Genomic DNA, 16,167 nt, shown 5'->3' with positions numbered 1-16,167 from the left:
GATTATCGTTGGGACTTTAGCATCTGTACTAGATGACTAGCTGCATTAGATAGTGTTCTGTTTCTATGATAGATAATCCCTAAATTACGATGAACAGGCTCTGAATCAACTACATTAAGTACTTTAAGTTCTTTTCCAACTAAACTTTGTGGTAAAAGGCTCCAGCCTAAGCCAATTGTGACCATCATTCTTATAGTATCTAGATAATTTGTCGACATAGTTACATTTAATGTTAATTCATGTTGCAGAAACAATGTTTCAACTAAAGAACGAGTAAATGTATTACTGCTAGGTAATATTGCATTGTAATGGGTCAACTCTTCTAGATTGATTTGGTCTTTTTTCGCTAAAGGGTGGTCTTTAGCGACTACGTACATGAGTAAGTCATCCCAGATAAGGTCAGAATGTATAGAGGGTTCTGGTTCTGGAGAGAGTGTGATCAGCGCGAGTTCAAAGTCTCCCTTTAATACGCCTTCGTAAGCGACTTCGGATTCCGCAAACTGTAGATCGAGTTCTACTTTTGGATACTCTTTAGAGAACTGCTTTAGGTGCGGCGGTAGCCTATGTAGACTTATATGATGACTTGCAGCGAGTGATAGCCCTCCTGTGACTTCGCCTGCAGTAAGATTACCAATCGCTCTTTTCGCATCATCTAATTGTAGCAATATATCTTTTGCTCTAGGTAACAGGGAATTGCCGGCTTCTGTTAATGAAACGGTACGACCGATACGATCAAATAACTTACTGTTAAGTTGATCTTCCAGCAGCGCAATACGTTTGCTTATAGCTGATTGAGTTAAATAAAGGTGATCTGCTGCTTTTGAGAAAGAGCTGCTTTCGGCAACGGCAATAAAAGCTTGTAGGGTGTTTGTGTCCATTTTTTTGCTCCAGAAACTTAGCTAGATCTTATCTATTCCTTATGGGAATGCAAACTATTAAAAATATGAATTTGTGTTGTGCGACTGTCTGCACTAGGATGGCGACATACAAAAAGTTGATAGGCTCTTTGGGCGGATCTATCAATATAAGAAGAGAGTGAGGTGAGTTCCCATGGCTGGACAAACATTATATGACAAATTATTTGATGCGCATTTAGTGCGTACCAATGATGACGGTAGTTCGTTGCTTTATATTGACCGTCAGGTACTGCATGAAGTGACATCGCCGCAGGCGTTTGAAGGGCTAAGAATTGCGGGTCGTAAGCCATGGCGAATTGATGCCAATATAGCAACGCCGGATCATAACGTACCGACTACCGAGCGTTCTGGTGGTGTGGATTTGATCGTTGATCCTGTCTCTAAAATCCAAGTTAAAACCTTAGATGAAAACTGCGATGAATTCGGCATTCTTGAATTTAAAATGAATGATCACCGTCAAGGTATTGTTCATGTAATGGCGCCAGAACAGGGGGCTATTCTTCCAGGTGTGACGGCTGTTTGTGGTGATTCGCATACAGCAACCTTAGGGGCACTTGGGGCACTTGCTCATGGTGTAGGTACCTCAGAAGTTGAGCATGTATTGGCAACTCAGTGTTTGATCACCAAGAAAATGAAAAACATGCTCGTGCGTGTTGATGGTGAGTTGGGCATTGGTGTTACACCTAAAGATGTTGTTTTGCATGTCATTGGTGTAATTGGTACTGCTGGTGGAACAGGGTATGCCATCGAATTTGGTGGCGAAGTGTTCCGCAATATGTCTATGGAAGGGCGTATGACGGTATGTAATATGGCGATTGAAGCGGGTGCACGTGTAGGTCTGGTTGCTGTAGATAAAATTACACTGGATTATGTTGAAGGTCGTCCATTCTCTCCTAAAGGTGAGCAGTGGGATCAGGCTGTTGAAGCATGGAAGTTACTTGTTTCTGATGCGGATGCTGAGTTTGATGAAGTTGTTGTGATCAATGGTAGTGATATTGAGCCTCAAGTGACTTGGGGTACATCCCCTGAGATGGTTGTAGGTGTAAGCGATCAAGTACCAAATCCAGCTAATGAAACGGATTCTGTGAAAATAGACGGTATTAATCGAGCATTAAAATACATGGGCCTTGACGCCGATCAGAAAATTACTGATATCAAGCTTGATCGTGTATTTATTGGTTCTTGTACAAACTCTCGTATTGAAGATCTGCGCGATGCGGCGAAAGTCGTGGAAGGCCGTAAGGTTGCAGACAATATTATCCAGGCACTGGTTGTACCCGGTTCAGGTTTGGTGAAAACCCAAGCGGAAAAAGAGGGGTTGGATAAGATCTTTATTGAAGCGGGTTTAGAGTGGCGAGAACCTGGTTGCTCAATGTGTCTAGCGATGAACCCTGATAAGTTAGGTAATGGTGAGCATTGCGCCTCGACCTCTAACCGTAACTTTGAGGGCCGCCAGGGCTTTGGTGGGCGTACTCATCTAGTGAGTCCTGCGATGGCCGCTGCAGCAGCAGTAACAGGGCATTTTATTGATGTGCGTGAATTACTTCAGGCGAATGGTTAATTTAAGGTATCGAGGAGAGCCTAATGAATAAGTTTACTTTACATACAGGTATTGCTGCTCCGCTTGATCGAGCAAATATCGATACCGATATGATCATCCCTAAGCAGTTTTTGAAGTCAATTAAGCGCTCAGGGTTCGGTAAGAATTTATTTGATGAGTTACGTTATTTGGACGAAGGTCAGCCAGATCAAGAGTGTACTGGTCGCCCATTAAATGAAGACTTTGTACTGAATAAAGCCCGCTATCAAGGTGCCAGTGTGCTATTGGCACGTGAAAACTTTGGTTGCGGCTCAAGCCGTGAGCATGCACCTTGGGCGTTAGAGGATTTCGGTATTCGCTCTGTGATCGCGCCGAGCTTCGCTGAGATCTTCTATAATAACTGTTTCAAAAATGGCCTGTTACCTATTGTTCTGAGTGATGAGCAGGTCGATCAACTTTTTACTGAAGTGGAAGCGACTGAAGGCTATCAGTTAACGATTAATCTTGAAAAACAGGTTGTTGTTACACCATCAGGCGAAGAGATCGCCTTTGATATTGACGGTTTTCGTAAGCACTGTTTGCTTAATGGTTTAGATGATATAGGCCTAACGCTTCAGCACGCTGATGAAATTAAGGCTTATGAAGCTAAGCGTAAAGCAGAGGCCCCTTGGTTGTTTGGTGCTATTCAGTAATCGTTTTTATGTTTGTTTATTTCAACATAAGTAGATAAAAATTTTAAATCTTGCACTGGCAAGATGAAGGAAAGGTTAAGTAGATGTCTAAGAATGTATTGATCCTGCCTGGTGATGGTATAGGTCCTGAAATTGTAACTGAAGCTCGTCGTGTTTTAGAGTTGGTAAATGCGCAGGATAATTTAGGTCTTGAGTTGACAGAAGCGCTTGTCGGCGGTGCTGCTATTGATGCTGATGGTGTGCCGCTTCCTGAAGCGACGCTTGCCGCGGCTAAAGCTGCAGATGCTATTTTGTTAGGAGCAGTGGGTGGACCGCAGTGGGATACTAACCCTGATTTCCAGATCCGTCCTGAAAAAGGACTGTTAGGCATTCGTTCTAATTTAGGGCTGTTTGGTAACTTACGTCCAGCTATTTTATACCCTCAGCTAGCTCATGCCTCTTCGCTGAAACCAGAAATTGTTTCGGGTCTTGATATCCTGATTGTACGTGAATTAACGGGCGGTATTTACTTTGGTCAGCCGCGCGGTATTCGTGAGAAAGAGGGGGGTATTCGCGAAGGCTACAATACCTATGTTTATGATGAGAATGAGATACGTCGCATTGGTCGTGTTGCCTTTGAAGCTGCGATGGCGCGTGATAAACGCCTTTGCTCTGTCGATAAAGCTAACGTATTGGAAGTAACGGTTCTATGGCGTGAGGTCATGGAAGAGTTAGGCAAAGAGTATCCAGAAGTTGAACTTAGCCATATGTACGTAGACAACGCGGCAATGCAGTTAGTACGTGCACCTAAGCAGTTCGATGTAATGGTAACCGGTAATATGTTTGGTGATATTCTGTCTGATGCTGCAGCGATGTTAACCGGATCTATCGGTATGTTGCCTTCGGCTTCTCTTGATGTGGATGGTAAAGGTATGTATGAGCCGTGCCACGGTTCTGCGCCTGATATTGCTGGCCAAGGGCTTGCTAACCCATTAGCTACCATCTTGTCTGCAGCGATGATGTTACGCTACTCCTTAGGTGCAAGTGATAGTGCTGATCGTATTGAAAAAGCGGTTAGCACCGTGCTAGATCAAAACTTCCGTACAGGGGATATTTGGTCTGAAGGTATGCAGAAAGTCTCTACTTCAGAGATGGGTGATGCGGTGGTTGCAGCACTTAGTTGAGCTGTGAAATAGAACCTTGATAGATAAGCTCAATTATAGCGTCTAACACGGTTTTATTGCATAATGTTCGCCCTTGTCGGTTCCAGAGGTAGTAATTTACTTTTGGAGCCGATTTTGTGTTTATTTGAATCCGAATTTTTTGGTGAATTTGATGAAACGTGTAGGTTTTGTTGGCTGGCGCGGAATGGTTGGTTCCGTGTTAATGCAACGCATGATAGAAGAACGAGATTTCGATCACATCGAAGAGCCGGTCTTCTTCACTACTTCTCAGGTAGGACAGGCTGGTCCAGATATTGGTAAAGATATTCCAGCGTTGAAAGATGCAGCATCTATTGAAGAACTTAAACAGATGGATGCCATTATTTCCTGCCAAGGTGGTGACTACACGAAACAGGTTTACACTGATCTGCGTTCAGCGGGTTGGGATGGTTATTGGATCGATGCCGCCTCTTCTTTGCGTATGGATGATAGTGCGATTATCGTGCTAGATCCCGTTAACATGAATGTTATCAAAGATGGCTTGAGCAGCGGCGTTAAAACCTTTGTCGGTGGTAACTGCACGGTTTCGCTTATGCTTATGGGCTTAGGTGGTTTGTTTCAAGCCGATCAGATTGAATGGATGACATCCATGACCTATCAGGCTGCTTCAGGTGGCGGTGCGCGTCATATGCGTGAATTGATCTCCCAGATGGGGGTTATCAACGATTCTGTCGCGACTGATTTAGCAAATCCAGCAAGTGCTATTCTTAATATAGACCGTCAAGTGGCTGAAACGATTCGTAGTGATGCGATGCCGGTTGATAATTTTGGTGTGCCTTTGGCGGGTTCTTTGATCCCATGGATAGATACTAAGCTTGAAAACGGTCAGAGCCGTGAAGAGTGGAAGGCCTATGCTGAAACTAACAAAATTCTTGGTTTAGGTGATAGACCGATTCCTATTGATGGCACTTGTGTGCGTATTGGTGCTATGCGTTGTCATAGTCAGGCGTTCACTATTAAGCTCAAACAAAATGTGCCAATGGATGAGATAGAGTCTATGTTGGCGGAAGCGAATGATTGGGTGAAGGTTGTGCCTAACGAACGCGATATAACGGCACAAGAGTTAACGCCAGCTAAAGTGACTGGGACATTGAGTGTGCCTATAGGTCGTTTACGTAAAATGAATTTAGGCGATGAATTCCTAAATGCATTTAGTGTAGGTGATCAGTTGTTATGGGGTGCAGCTGAGCCGTTGCGCCGTATGTTGAGAATCTTGTTGGAAGATTAGTTTTTCTGACATGAATCAAATTTTTACTAGCCCGACTTTGTTCGGGCTGGTTTGTTTTTAGGGTGTGAAAAAAATGGAACAAGGCTATAAAGTTGCAGTTGTTGGCGCAACAGGTATGGTTGGTGAAACTATATTAGAAATTTTAGAGCAACGGGAGTTTCCTGTTGATGAGCTGTTCTTGCTGGCAAGTAGTAACAGTGTAGGGAAGAGCATGCAATTTAGTGAAAAAACATATCGTGTGACTGATATTGATGAGTTTGATTTCTCTAATGCTCAAATCGCTTTCTTTACGGCAGGCTCATTAGTTTCAGAGGAATATGCGCAAGTCGCAGCGGATCAAGGTTGTATTGTTATTGATAATACCTCCTGTTTTAGGTATGAATATGATGTTCCGTTGGTTATTCCTGAGGTTAATCCTGAGAAAATTGCTGATTTTCGTAACCGAGGAATTATAGCTAATCCAAATTGTTCTACGATCCAGATGCTTTTGGCATTAGCACCCATTCATCGTCATGCTTCAATAAAAAGAATTAATGTTGCTACCTATCAAGCGGTATCAGGTAGCGGAAAAAAAGGTATTCAGGAGTTAGCAGGGCAAACAGCCAAACTGCTAAATGCTCAAACGCCAGAAAACAAAGTTTATCCTAAACAGATAGCTTTTAATGTGCTGCCACAAATTGATGATTTTCAAGACAATGGCTACACAAAAGAAGAGATGAAAATGGTTTGGGAGACCCAAAAAATATTGGGTGATGAATCCGTAAGAGTTAACCCTACCTGTGTTCGAGTGCCTGTTTTCTTTGGTCATAGCGAGGCCGTGCATGTGGAATGTTGGGATAGTATCAGCGCTGAAGAAGTAAAAGAATTGATGGTGCAAACTCCTGGCATAGAGCTGGTTGATGAACAGGTCGATGGCGGATATGCTACAGCAGTAAGTGATGCAGCGAAGAATGATGATGTATTCGTTAGTCGTGTTAGGGAAGATATTTCTTGTGAAAATGCTATAAATATGTGGGTAGTTGCCGATAACGTTAGAAAGGGAGCTGCCTTAAACAGCGTACAAATAGCGGAAATTTTGGTCCAACAGTACATTTAAAGGGCTTATATCATAGGAAATGCAAACAGGTGTTTGTATTTCCTTGACCAATAAGTGGTTTATAAACAATACTGTGGGAAGATTTCGGAATCGCAACCCTCGGATTTGTGTAGGGTTTTGTGGGTAGGGGAACAGGGATACTGATGATGTTGCGAAAACTCGCAGTCAGCCTTGCAGTGGCAGGGATTATAGGCGCGTCTAATGCTAATGCACTTGGTTTAGGCGAAATAAAAATTCATTCGGCACTTAATGAGCCTCTCAATGCAGAGATCAAACTTCTTCAGGTGAGGAAGCTCGGTCCGCTACAAATACAGCCGAGGATGGCTGATATTGATGAGTTTGCATTGGCGGGACTTTCTAAGTCGCGATTTCTTACTGATGTTAGCTTTCAAGTAAAAGTTAACCCTGATGGCACGGGTATGATAACCATGCGATCAGCTAGGCCCGTAAAGGAACCTTTCCTTAACTTCTTAGTTGAAGTGAATTGGCCTAATGGGCGTTTAGTTAGAGAATATACACTCTTACTTGATCCGCCAGTATTTGATCCTACGCCTGTTCGTAAGACAGTGCAGCCATCGGCATCTTCTTCTACTAGCAGTGCTTCAAAACAAACAAAATCTGCTAATACAAGTTCAAATATTAATAACTATCGAGCAACTGACGGTAAAGTTCGGGTCGGTAAGAATGACACGCTTTGGTCAATAGTTATTAAACATCGTCCGAGCGAGAGCGTCTCTGCAAAAAAGATGATGATCGCTTTGCAGAAAAAAAACCCACAAGCCTTTGTTGATAATAATATTAACGGATTAAGGTCTGGTGCGGTTTTAAGTCTACCTACATTAGACGAGATCAATCGTTTAAATGAGCAAGACGCTGCCTTAGAGGTTGTTCGTCAAGCATCTCAATGGAAGAATAAAACGGCACCTAAAGCAGAAGCGGCTGCCGTAGCGCCGATCGACGAGTCGAAAAAAACACCGGTTCCAGATGAAGAGGCTGCAACTGATCAGCCGGCTCCTGTGCCTGAAGATGAAAAATCTGCTGAATTAAAGATTGTTACACCCAAAGAAACTCTTGAGCCTGAAGATGGCGTAGCTACTGACCAAGCAAAAGCTGAGTCGGATACGGCGCCAGAAGAAGTAATGCCTGAAGCTCAAGATGCGATCGATGACGAAACTATGGCGCTGAGCGAGCGTAATGAAGAGTTAGAGGCGCGCTTAAGTGAATCTTTGGAGAATGTAGATCGAATCACACGTGAAAACGTAGAGCTGAATGAGCGTCTAGATGCTATTCAGTATGAGCTAGAAAAGCTTCGTGAGATGCTTGAGCTTAAAGATAACGAATTAACCGTTCTGCAAAACAAGGTTGTCGCTGCTGAAGCGGCACCTAAACCGGCACCTGAAAAGAAAGGTTTGTTTAGTTCTCCGCTAATGTTAGGGGGAATTGGTGCGGCAGTTGTTGCGTTATTGGCCGGTTTACTATTCTTTATGCGTCGCCGTAAAGAGGAAGATGCAGATAAGGCTGATGATACTGCATTGATGCAGGTTCCAGATGAATTGAGTAATGCTCCAGAAGAGGAGCTTGCGGTTGAGCCAGAACCAGAGCAGGAGCCTGAACCTGAAGAGGTTACGGAAGAGCTCGATATAGGTGATGAAGCTGATCTACTTGAGGATTCTGATTTAGAACTGGGTGACAGCAATGATTTAGACGATTTAGATGATCTAGATCTTGATATGGATATGGATTTAGATCTTGAAGAGGATGCTGCTGGGGATGTTCTTCCGGTCGTTGAATCTGAGAGCGAGCCTGACGATCTGGATGATATCTTAGAAGATGATGAGTTCGATCTAGGGTTAGATGATGATCTTATCGAAGAAGAGACTACATCAGAAAATGAGCCTGATGCTTTAGATGATATATTAGGTGAAACCAGCGAAGAGTCTGATGACCTTGATGATATTTTGGGCGAAGTTGATGACTTAGACGCATTGGGTGCTGATGTCGATACTGCTGTATCTGATTCAGATATCGATTTAGAGCTGGACGATATCGACTTTGATATGGGAGAGAGTGCGGATGTTATTGATGCGCCTGAGGATTCTGTTGATGAGCAAGCTGAGTTAGCTGAGGACGGATTAGATTTCGTTGTAGAGCCTATTGCGAAAGATTCTGTAGAAGAGAGTGATAGCGAAGCTGATGAATTAGATGACTTGTTAAATTCAGTGTCTTCTGAAGATATAGATGAGCTTAATGAAGTTGCAGAGCAAACGGATGAAGATGAGCTTGATGCTATTCTTGGTGAATTAGATGAAGTTGATACGGATTCCTCTGATATAGAGCTAGATTCCTCCGCTGAATCAGATGCAGAAGCTGATCTGGCGGCTATGTTAGCGGCCAATGCAGATCCAGATGATCAGCCAATGGAAGGCTTAGTCGATATTGATGAGTCAGTGGAAGATGATTCGGCTGATGATGATTTAGAGGCACTGCTTGCTTCCGTTGAGGATGATTCTGATGAGCTTGGTGATTCAGAGCTTGAAGAACTAAATGAGGAAGATGCTGCTTCTGAACTGGATGCCATGCTTGATGATTTAGATGCGGGTGATCTAGCAATCGATTCTGCCGAGACTGCTTCACTGGTTGATGATGAAGAGCTGGTCGTTGAAGATGATGGCTTAGAGTCAGACGTTGTTGATGAATTAGAAGCAGATCTAGATTCAGAGTTAGAAGCTCTATTGAATAGTAGTGATGATATCGAGCTGGAAGAACTTGCAGCTGAGGATGACGATGTGTCAGAAGATGAAGATTTTGACGAGTTGGCAGGTTTAAACCTGTTGGAAGGTGCAGATGAAGTTGAAACCAAGCTTGATCTAGCACGTGCGTATATGGATATGGACGATCTTGATGGCGCTAAAGATATCCTTGAAGAGATTGTTTCTGAAGGGAATGAACAGCAGAAAGCTGAGGCTGAAGCGCTGATTACATCCATTAACGAAAAGTAGTATGTCAAAGAAAAAGAATAATGGGTCTGCGGGCCCTTCTCAAGGGGCGATTTCGATCGCCCCTTATCGTTATGCCTTATGCGTTGAATATTCGGGTGCCGCCTATAGAGGGTGGCAGATTCAAAAAGAAGAGGATGTTCCCAGTATTCAGGAAGAGGTGCAAAAGGCGCTTTCAAAAATAGCAGATTCTCCTATCACCGTTGTTTGTGCAGGCCGTACAGATGCTAGAGTGAATGCTACTTATCAAATTATCCACTTTGATAGCCCAATTGAACGAGCTGATCGGGCTTGGGTAATGGGAACAAATAGCTATCTACCTGAAGATATTGCAATCCAATGGGCAACTCCAGTGAGTTTGGAGTTCCATGCTAGATTTTCAGCTCTAGAGCGTCGATATAGATATTTGATTTATTGTAACTCTGTTAAGCCCGGCATTATGCCTCATGGTGTAACATGGACCTATAAAGATCTAGATGTTGCTAGAATGGCTGAAGCAGCTCAGCATTTGATTGGTGAGCATGATTTCACCTCTTATAGAGCTGTTGGCTGCCAAGCTAAGAGTCCTGTACGTACTGTGAAGCAGTTTGAGGTCTATCAATCAGGTCATTTAATTGTTCTGGATGTCTGTGCTAACGCCTTTTTGCATCATATGATACGAAATTTTGCAGGGGTTCTTATGGCGATAGGCAGTGGCGAGGCCGAACCTATTTGGGCAAAAGAGGTTTTAGCGGCAAAGGATCGGCGTCAGGGGGGAGTGACAGCACCTCCTTTTGGGCTTTATTTTGTGGATGCCAAGTATCCTGATGAATTTGATCTACCAAAATCGAAAATAGGCCCTTTTTTCCTGTCATAGTTGACTGACGTAAAGCTACGCAATCTGATAAGATCTGCACTCAATGACTTTTTCATGTGAAATTTCAGCTAGTGAATAGAACGCGCGTTAAAATATGTGGTATTACTCGTCTTGAGGATGCATTAGCAGCCATTCGTTCTGGTGCTGATGCTCTAGGCTTTGTCTTTTATAAAAAAAGCCCAAGAGCGATTGAGCTTGAGGCGGCTGCAGAGATTATCCGTCAGTTGCCTGCATTTGTTACAACGACCGGCCTGTTTGTTAATGCGGATCAAGCTTATATTGATCTAGTTATTAAGAAAACACGTATAGATTTACTGCAATTTCACGGTGATGAGACTCCAGATTTTTGCAATAGCTTTTCTCGACCTTATATAAAAGCGTTGCGTATGAAACCGGGTCTCGATCTAGATGTAGAGTCCCGTAAATACGCTGAAGGTCAGGCTATTTTATTGGATGCATACCGTCCCGGTGTTCCCGGTGGTACAGGTGAAGTATTTGATTGGGATTTAATCCCCAAAATACATCCATCGCCAATTATATTGGCAGGAGGATTAACCTGTGAAAATGTTGCTCAAGCAGTAAGCGCTGTTCAGCCATTTGCCATTGATGTTAGTGGTGGTGTTGAGCAGAGTAAAGGCATTAAAGATGCCGTTAAAATTGATAAGTTTATAAATGAGGTAACCCGTGCCAACTAATATCGATCTTAAAGCACTTGCTCAGTTGCCCGATAGTAAAGGCCATTTTGGCCCTTACGGTGGGCGTTTCGTTTCCGAAACTCTAATGGCTGCGCTTAAGCAGTTAGAAGAAACTTATGAAAAGTTGTGGCGAGATCCAGCGTTTCAGGAAGAGTTTGACCGCGACCTTGCTCATTATGTAGGTCGTCCTTCACCTCTTTATCATGCATCACACCTGTCTGATAAGGTGGGAGGTGCTCAGATCTATCTGAAACGTGAAGATTTGAACCATACGGGTGCTCACAAAATTAATAATACGATTGGCCAGGCATTACTGGCTAAGTTTACGGGCAAGCCGCGCGTAATTGCTGAGACCGGAGCGGGACAGCATGGTGTTGCGACTGCAACGGTTGCTGCGCGCCTAGGGCTTGAGTGCCAAGTATATATGGGTGCTGAAGATGTTCAGCGCCAGTCACTTAATGTTTATCGTATGAAGCTTCTTGGTGCAGAAGTGATTGCTGTCGAGTCAGGTACTCGTACGCTGAAAGATGCCATGAATGAAGCTATGCGTGATTGGGTGACTAATGTTGATGATACATTTTATATTATCGGCACCGCTGCAGGTCCTCATCCTTATCCCAAACTTGTACGTGATTTCCAATGTGTTATTGGACGTGAAGCGCGTCAGCAGTGTTTAGACCAAATTGGTCGCTTACCTGATGCGCTGGTTGCTTGCGTGGGTGGTGGTTCTAATGCCATTGGCCTTTTTCATCCGTTTATTGAAGATGCTGATGTAAAAATGTTTGGTGTTGAAGCGGGTGGTTACGGTATTCAAACCGGCCAGCATGCTGCGCCTCTTTCAGCGGGAAGCCCTGGTATTTTGCACGGCAACCGCACATATTTGATGTCTGATGATGCTGGACAGATTATAGGTACACATTCAGTCTCTGCTGGCTTAGATTACCCCGGTGTTGGTCCTGAACATTCTTACCTTAAAGATACAGGAAGAGCCGTTTATGTAGATGCTACTGATGATGAAGCAATGGATGCTTTTCGTGCCTTGACGCGTATAGAGGGTATAATGCCTGCTATCGAATCTAGTCATGCAGTAGCTTATGCAATGAAGCTGGCAAAAGAGATGGATAAGGATCAAACCATTGTGGTGAACCTGTCTGGTCGTGGTGATAAAGATATTCATACGGTCGCACAGATCGATGGCATCAATATCTGATTTGTGCGAGGAAACTGAATTATGAGTCGTATTTCTACTAGCTTTGAAAAGCTAAAAGCGGAAGGGCGTAAAGCGCTTATTCCTTATGTAACTGCAGGCGATCCTGCACCGAGTGTCACAGTTGGTCTTTTACATGGTTTGGTCGAAGCGGGTGCCGATATAATTGAACTAGGTGTTCCTTTTTCTGACCCTATGGCTGATGGCCCTGTCATTCAATTAGCTTGCGAGCGTGCATTACAGCACAACACTCGTTTGCTTGATGTGTTGGATATGGTCGCTGAGTTTCGCAAAAAAGATAAGGTTACGCCGATTGTCTTAATGGGCTATTTGAATCCTATAGAGATCTTAGGTTACAAACGTTTTGCGGACGAAGCGAAAAAAGCCGGTGTTGATGGTGTATTAACCGTTGATCTACCGCCTGAAGAATCAGATGAATTCAATCTGATTATGCGGGCTCATGGTATAGATACAATTTACTTAATTGCGCCAACCACTGAAGATGAACGTATTAAATATATCTGCGAAAATGGTAGCGGTTATCTTTATTATGTTTCCGTTAAAGGCGTAACGGGATCTGCTTCACTGAATGTTCAGGAGGTAGCAGATAAGCTAGAGCACATTCGTAAATATACGGATATTCCATTAGGTGTTGGTTTTGGTATCAAAGATGCTGAGTCAGCCCGAGCGGTTTCTACTGTGGCTGATGGTGTAATTGTTGGCAGTGTTTTGGTGAATAAAATTGCGGATCTGGTTAAAGATCACGAGCAGATAGCACCCCAAGTATCTGCAATTATAAAAGATATGCGTATTGCAATGGACAGCTAATTAGGGTTTTAAAAAAATGAGTAACTGGCTGGAAAAAATCGTTCCTTCTCTGGTTCGTTCTGAGAAAAAACGTTCAAATATTCCTGAGGGGCTTTGGAAAAAATGCCCAAAGTGTGAATCTGTTCTGTATCGTCCAGAATTAGAGAAGAACCTGAATGTTTGTCCTAAATGTGATCATCATATGCGTCTTCATGCGCGCCGTCGCTTGGAGTTGTTTCTTGATGCAGATAACCGTCAAGAGATCGCTGGCGATATCGAGCCGGTTGATCGCTTGAAATTTAGAGACTCTAAAAAGTATAAAGATCGTTTAGCGGCTGCTCAGAAAGCAACGGGCGAGAAAGATGCTTTAATCGCTATGCGGGGTGAGCTTGAAGGTATGCCGGTTGTTGCGGTTGCTTTTGAATTCAGCTTTATGGGCGGTTCTATGGGTGCGGTTGTTGGTGAACGTTTTGTACGTGCCGCTAATATTGCCCTGAAAGAAAATATTCCGTTTATCTGCTTCTCCGCCTCGGGTGGAGCACGTATGCAGGAAGCGCTCTTCTCTCTTTTCCAGATGGCAAAAACGAGTGCTATTCTCGAGAAGCTACGCTTGCAAGGTACACCGTACTTATCAGTGTTAACTGACCCTGTTTATGGTGGTGTGTCGGCATCTTTAGCAATGTTGGGTGATCTGAATATTGCTGAACCTAAAGCGTTAATGGGTTTTGCTGGACCTCGTGTTATAGAGCAAACTGTACGTGAAAAACTACCAGAAGGTTTTCAGCGTAGTGAGTTCCTATTGGAGCATGGTCAAGTGGATATGATTATTAATCGTAGTGAAATGCGATCAGGTCTATCCAGAATCTTGCGCAAGTTTGTGCATGCGAGTCCTGCACCTATAGTTGAGACCGTTGAAGGGGAGGTGGTTTCTGATGCGGAAATACCACCAGCACCGGTCAATGACTAAACATTAGCAATAATCTTAATGGCCGACGTGAAAACGCCGGCCATTTTAGTTTTCTATTACTAAGTAGTTATGAATCAAACGGCGAAAAATTTTACTCTGACAGAATGGCTTGCATGGATGGAAAGTTGCCATCCTTCTGAAATCGAGCTTGGGTTAGAGCGTGTTCGAACGGTTGCTAATCTATTAGCTATAGACCTTTCTGCTTCTAAAGTGGTTACTATTGCTGGAACTAACGGTAAAGGCTCTACTGTAAGCTATCTTGATTCAATTTATCGCAAGGCAGGTTATTCTGTCGGGTGTTTTACTTCCCCCCATTTTCTTCACTACAACGAACGAGTAAAAATAGATGGTGTGAATGCCTCTGATAGTTTGCTTTGTTCTGCCTTTGCAAGAATAGATCAAGCTCGGGGTCAAATACCGTTGACCTACTTTGAGTTTGGCACTTTAGCAGCCTTGCTTATTTTCTCAGATTTGAAACCTGATCTGGTGCTCCTAGAAGTTGGCTTGGGTGGGCGCTTAGATGCAGTCAATATAGTTGATGCAGATGTTGCGGTGGTAACTACTGTTGCGCTCGATCATATGGATTGGCTGGGCGATAATAGAGAGGCGATTGGCAGAGAAAAAGCAGGTATATTTCGATCATCTAGGCCTGCGGTTTGTGGTGATCTTAATCCGCCGTTATCAGTATCTGACGTTGCGAATGAGCTAGAAGCCCAGTTGTTTCAGTCGGGAAAAGAGTTCTCTTATACGCAGGAAATGGATAGTTGGTCGTGGCAAGGACGATCTTCAGCAGGAGAAAAGCTGTTTATCCATAATATCCCTCTTCCTCATTTACCTATTCAAAATGCCGCGACAGTTTTACAAGTCATTCAATGTGTAGCTCTGAAGGTGGATGAAGAAGATATTTGTTCAGGTATAGCTACAGCTACCTTAACCGGACGAATGCAACTAATAGAAGTAGGTAATACACGTTATTGGTTAGATGTCGCACATAACCCTGAAGCGGCTGAACTTTTAAGTCAAAAGATTGAATCTATGACAGGTGAGGTAACTCTAGTACTAGGGATGCTTGCAGATAAAGATTGTCGTCGAGTGATTGAGTTGTTAGCACCTAAGGTTGATCGTCTCTATTTTGTTGATCTAAATGTACCTAGAGGCCAAAAAGCTTCAGTGTTAGCCGAGTTTCTTCCTGGCAATACGCCGATAAAGCAGTTTTCTACTGTAGCTGATGCTTTAAATCTATTTAAAAATAACCACAACAGGTCTGGTGATGTTATTATTGCCGGATCGTTTTTTACTGTCAGCGCTGCGCTGGCCGCATTAGGAAAGGAAGAGTAAATGCAGCAAAAAATTAAATATCGGCTGACAGGGTTAGCTGTGATTTTAGTCTCCGCTGTTATTGTTTTTCCTATTTTTTTTGATGGGGCTGGCTATAAAGAACGTCATCTCACATCTGAAATACCAGAAGCGCCCGAGCGCCCAGAAGTGGTACGCATTCAACCTCAGAATCAAGCATTACCCGATACATCATTAGCTGCGGAACCAATGTCACCAGTACCTCTGCCCAAAGCGCCAGAGAAAGTACAAAAAGTAATAGATAAAGAAGCAGCAGACCATAAGATCGACATTGATATTCATAATGAACAACCTGTTTTAGATCAACAAGGTGTGCCGGTCGCTTGGACTTTACAATTAGCTAGTTTTAAAGATGAAGCTAATGCAAAAGGTTTACGCAAACAATTGATCGCCGAAGGGCATAAAGTTTTCACCCGAAAACAGGGTGATTTAGTGAAAGTGTATGTTGGACCTGAGTTCCAAAAGTCTAGATTAGAAGCGCTTAAGTTGAAGTTAAAAACTGACTTCGGACTTAATGGTATTATTGTTCGCTTTACGACGCAGTAAGAATACGTTTAGTGGTGTTAGAAACTCTGATAAAATGCGCGCAATTTTACATTGAGCAGTGG

General features: G+C 43.3%; 14 protein-coding genes. 13 read left to right on the top strand and 1 reads right to left on the bottom strand.

The annotated features are described in order from the left end of the window. Positions 1-2: 2 nt before the first annotated feature. The gene (locus tag Q4492_RS00855; protein ID WP_303415322.1) at positions 3-878 is read right to left on the bottom strand and encodes a LysR family transcriptional regulator; all 876 of its coding nucleotides are present in this window, start codon (positions 876-878) and stop codon (positions 3-5) included. Positions 879-1,050: 172 nt separating this feature from the next. On the opposite strand from Q4492_RS00855, the gene leuC reads away from it, so the two are divergent. The 13 genes from leuC (at position 1,051) to Q4492_RS00790 (ending at position 16,105) form a co-directional block, all read left to right on the top strand. Further along, entirely contained in the window at positions 1,051-2,478 is a 1,428-nt protein-coding gene (gene leuC, locus Q4492_RS00850) for a 3-isopropylmalate dehydratase large subunit (RefSeq protein ID WP_303415320.1), read from the top strand. Between the two features lie 23 nt (positions 2,479-2,501). After that, complete coding sequence (gene leuD, locus Q4492_RS00845; RefSeq protein WP_303415318.1) at positions 2,502-3,149, top strand: 3-isopropylmalate dehydratase small subunit; 648 nt, start codon at positions 2,502-2,504, stop codon at positions 3,147-3,149. 83 nt (positions 3,150-3,232) lie between these two features. Then, on the top strand, positions 3,233-4,312 hold the full coding sequence (gene leuB, locus Q4492_RS00840; RefSeq protein WP_303415316.1) for a 3-isopropylmalate dehydrogenase: 1,080 nt from the start codon (positions 3,233-3,235) through the stop codon (positions 4,310-4,312). Between the two features lie 151 nt (positions 4,313-4,463). Further along, the gene (gene asd, locus Q4492_RS00835) at positions 4,464-5,579 is read left to right on the top strand and encodes an aspartate-semialdehyde dehydrogenase (protein WP_303415314.1); all 1,116 of its coding nucleotides are present in this window, start codon (positions 4,464-4,466) and stop codon (positions 5,577-5,579) included. A gap of 73 nt (positions 5,580-5,652) precedes the next feature. Beyond that, positions 5,653-6,675 carry an aspartate-semialdehyde dehydrogenase gene (locus Q4492_RS00830; protein WP_303415312.1) on the top strand — a complete coding sequence of 341 codons (1,023 nt, stop codon included), beginning with the start codon at positions 5,653-5,655 and terminating at the stop codon, positions 6,673-6,675. Between the two features lie 143 nt (positions 6,676-6,818). Beyond that, on the top strand, positions 6,819-9,674 hold the full coding sequence (locus tag Q4492_RS00825; protein ID WP_303415310.1) for a FimV/HubP family polar landmark protein: 2,856 nt from the start codon (positions 6,819-6,821) through the stop codon (positions 9,672-9,674). A gap of 1 nt (position 9,675) precedes the next feature. After that, positions 9,676-10,527: a tRNA pseudouridine(38-40) synthase TruA gene (gene truA / locus Q4492_RS00820; RefSeq protein ID WP_303415308.1), complete on the top strand. Its 852-nt coding sequence runs from the start codon at positions 9,676-9,678 to the stop codon at positions 10,525-10,527. A gap of 56 nt (positions 10,528-10,583) precedes the next feature. Continuing rightward, positions 10,584-11,222 (top strand): phosphoribosylanthranilate isomerase, encoded by a 639-nt coding sequence (locus tag Q4492_RS00815; protein WP_303415306.1) that lies wholly within the window; start codon positions 10,584-10,586, stop codon positions 11,220-11,222. After that, entirely contained in the window at positions 11,212-12,432 is a 1,221-nt protein-coding gene (gene trpB, locus Q4492_RS00810) for a tryptophan synthase subunit beta (RefSeq protein WP_303415304.1), read from the top strand. The genes Q4492_RS00815 and trpB overlap by 11 nt, the downstream gene beginning before the upstream one ends. Positions 12,433-12,453: 21 nt before the next feature. Continuing rightward, positions 12,454-13,257: a tryptophan synthase subunit alpha gene (gene trpA / locus Q4492_RS00805; protein WP_303415303.1), complete on the top strand. Its 804-nt coding sequence runs from the start codon at positions 12,454-12,456 to the stop codon at positions 13,255-13,257. Positions 13,258-13,273: 16 nt separating this feature from the next. Further along, complete coding sequence (accD, locus tag Q4492_RS00800) at positions 13,274-14,203, top strand: acetyl-CoA carboxylase, carboxyltransferase subunit beta (protein WP_303415301.1); 930 nt, start codon at positions 13,274-13,276, stop codon at positions 14,201-14,203. Between the two features lie 69 nt (positions 14,204-14,272). Beyond that, the gene (gene folC / locus Q4492_RS00795) at positions 14,273-15,541 is read left to right on the top strand and encodes a bifunctional tetrahydrofolate synthase/dihydrofolate synthase (protein WP_303415299.1); all 1,269 of its coding nucleotides are present in this window, start codon (positions 14,273-14,275) and stop codon (positions 15,539-15,541) included. After that, a complete protein-coding gene (locus Q4492_RS00790; RefSeq protein ID WP_303415297.1) occupies positions 15,542-16,105 on the top strand; it encodes an SPOR domain-containing protein in 564 nt (187 codons plus the stop codon). The last annotated feature ends 62 nt before the right edge of the window (positions 16,106-16,167 follow it).

Source organism: Neptuniibacter sp. 1_MG-2023, assembly GCF_030547185.1.
In the GTDB taxonomy this organism is placed as follows: Bacteria; Pseudomonadota; Gammaproteobacteria; order Pseudomonadales; family Balneatricaceae; genus Neptuniibacter.
The sequence above is the reverse complement of the archived record's forward strand: the minus strand, read 5'-3'. Positions and strand labels throughout refer to the sequence as shown.

What these genes read in the sequence shown, in the direction of transcription:
- Q4492_RS00855 (WP_303415322.1), bottom strand. Translation starts at nt 878, where the DNA reads ATGGACACAAACACCCTACAAGCTTTTATTGCCGTTGCCGAAAGCAGC.
- leuC (WP_303415320.1), top strand. Translation starts at nt 1,051, where the DNA reads ATGGCTGGACAAACATTATATGACAAATTATTTGATGCGCATTTAGTG.
- leuD (WP_303415318.1), top strand. Translation starts at nt 2,502, where the DNA reads ATGAATAAGTTTACTTTACATACAGGTATTGCTGCTCCGCTTGATCGA.
- leuB (WP_303415316.1), top strand. Translation starts at nt 3,233, where the DNA reads ATGTCTAAGAATGTATTGATCCTGCCTGGTGATGGTATAGGTCCTGAA.
- asd (WP_303415314.1), top strand. Translation starts at nt 4,464, where the DNA reads ATGAAACGTGTAGGTTTTGTTGGCTGGCGCGGAATGGTTGGTTCCGTG.
- Q4492_RS00830 (WP_303415312.1), top strand. Translation starts at nt 5,653, where the DNA reads ATGGAACAAGGCTATAAAGTTGCAGTTGTTGGCGCAACAGGTATGGTT.
- Q4492_RS00825 (WP_303415310.1), top strand. Translation starts at nt 6,819, where the DNA reads ATGATGTTGCGAAAACTCGCAGTCAGCCTTGCAGTGGCAGGGATTATA.
- truA (WP_303415308.1), top strand. Translation starts at nt 9,676, where the DNA reads ATGTCAAAGAAAAAGAATAATGGGTCTGCGGGCCCTTCTCAAGGGGCG.
- trpA (WP_303415303.1), top strand. Translation starts at nt 12,454, where the DNA reads ATGAGTCGTATTTCTACTAGCTTTGAAAAGCTAAAAGCGGAAGGGCGT.
- accD (WP_303415301.1), top strand. Translation starts at nt 13,274, where the DNA reads ATGAGTAACTGGCTGGAAAAAATCGTTCCTTCTCTGGTTCGTTCTGAG.
- folC (WP_303415299.1), top strand. Translation starts at nt 14,273, where the DNA reads ATGAATCAAACGGCGAAAAATTTTACTCTGACAGAATGGCTTGCATGG.
- Q4492_RS00790 (WP_303415297.1), top strand. Translation starts at nt 15,542, where the DNA reads ATGCAGCAAAAAATTAAATATCGGCTGACAGGGTTAGCTGTGATTTTA.